Raw genomic sequence first — 1,396 nt, forward strand, 5'->3', positions numbered from 1 at the left:
GCGAAGGTGTGGCGGCTTAGGTGGAAGCCGATCTCCTTGTGGATGCCGCAGGCTTTGGCTATCTGTTTGAGGTGCCTGTTGCACACGCTGTTGCTGGGCATGGGAAACACGAGGTCGCCTCCGGCAAGCCCTTTGTAACGTTCTATCAGCTCCTTGGCAATCTCCATAAGGGGGACGTTGCTCGACACACGGGTCTTGGTGCGCCGGGTGATGATCCATTCCTCGCCGTCGAAGTCCATGCGCTGTATCTTGTCATGGGTGAGCGTCTTTATGTCAATGTAGCTAAGCCCGGTGAAACACCCGAAGAGGAACATGTCCCGCACGAGGCTGGTCTGTTTCTTGACGAACACGGCGTTAGCCAAGGTGCGCAGCTCCTCTTCCGTGAGATAGCCCCGGTCGGTCTCCTGCATCTCAAGGCTGTACTCGCCGAAGGGGTCGGTGCGGACGATTCCACGCCGCCACGCCTTGTCGGTCAGGCTGAGCAGGGGCATGGTGTATATCCAGAGGGTGTTGGCGCTCAATCCCTTCTCCACCCGCAGGTACTTGTCGAAATCGGTGATGATCTCCTTGGTCAGCTCCTTGTAAGCCATGTCGGTGCGCTTCTTCTTCTCCCAAAGGAAGGTCTTGAAATGGTTGTAAACAGCCAGATACTTGTTGTAGGTGGACTTGGCTCGCTGCCCTTTCTCGACCATCGCCTCAAACTCCCGGTTCATGTTCCCGAAGTCTTTGAGGATGCAGTTCTCCATCACGCCGACACCGAGGAAGGCGTTGCGCAGCTTCTCGGCGGTGACGAAATCCTCTTCCCGGAGGATGCGGTGGTAGTGGTTGGTGAGCCGGGCGGAGACCTCCTTCAGTTGCCCGTTTATCTCGTTTGCCTCGGCGGACTTGCCTTTCGCCTTGCCGTTCTCCCAGAGGTCGGGGGTGACGAACAGCTTGGTTCCCACTGCCTTGTCATCGCCGTCAACGGAGATTTTCACCATGATGGGGGCTTTTCCGTCCCGGTTTCTCACTGCGGATCTCTTGATGTAGAACGAGGTCGCAAACGTACTTCTCTTTGTTTCCATAACTCTAAAATTTTCGTTTCTAAAGGTAGTTACTTATTTCTTACCAAGAGCTATGCAAAACAAGGCAAAGCAATGAAACAGAACTTGTTATGCTGTATATACCCCGTTTTGGAACCGGTAGCTGTTTAGTAGCCGAACTTTGTCCGAAAGGGGTGTTTTCAGGCATTTTATGCCGGAGTCCGTTTCCACCCGCTCTGCATACAAGATGCTGACCTGCATTTATTTATGTAGAACTTTGCTTTTCTTTGCGCCTTATGCCGATTTTTGATTAAAAAACTATTTCAGAAGCCTAGCTTCTTAAATTCATTTTCAAAATTAGGTGTAAATATTTC

General features: G+C 52.1%; 1 protein-coding gene. It reads right to left on the bottom strand.

Annotated features, from left to right (window positions below):
* Positions 1 to 1,064: site-specific integrase (locus tag QVP94_RS02260; protein WP_288213155.1), on the bottom strand; the 1,064-nt coding region annotated here is incomplete at its 3' end.
* Positions 1,065 to 1,396: the final 332 nt, after the last annotated feature.

Origin of the sequence: Parabacteroides sp. CAG:2, from assembly GCF_000436315.1 — a bacterium.
Taxonomy (GTDB): Bacteria; Bacteroidota; Bacteroidia; order Bacteroidales; family Tannerellaceae; genus Parabacteroides; species Parabacteroides distasonis.